This is a genomic window from Variovorax sp. 01N429, from assembly GCF_056399425.1.
Genome location: NZ_JBFTRG010000250.1, coordinates 1 through 360, shown reverse-complemented (window position 1 = coordinate 360; position 360 = coordinate 1). Strand labels below are relative to the sequence as shown.

Below are 360 nucleotides of genomic sequence, written 5' to 3'. Positions count from 1 at the left end.
GCATCGGCCGAACCAGCGATCGGGCCCGCGACACTGCGCCGACGCCCCGCACATGTTCCACAGGGCTTGATCCACCTGTGGAAACAGCGAGACAAGCCGCCCATCGCGGACGGGCTCCCGAAGCGCCGGAAACGAAAGAGCCTCTGACCGCGAACATGCTGGTCAGAGGCTGTTTCGTAGGGGGTGGCGGGTGCAGGGTTCGAACCTGCGTAGGCATCAGCCGACAGATTTACAGTCTGCTCCCTTTGGCCACTCGGGCAACCCGCCGGGATGTCCCCGCGTTGCGGCGACGGGGATAACAATAGCGGACGGGGAGGGGTGCTCCGCCACTCGGTTCGCGGGGGTGCGGGGAGTGGTGGG

General features: G+C 66.7%; 1 tRNA gene. It reads right to left on the bottom strand.

What is annotated here, in order from left to right:
* Nucleotides 1-184 precede the first annotated feature (184 nt).
* Nucleotides 185-267: transfer RNA gene (locus AC1DSF_RS31475), tRNA-Tyr, on the bottom strand.
* Nucleotides 268-360: the final 93 nt, after the last annotated feature.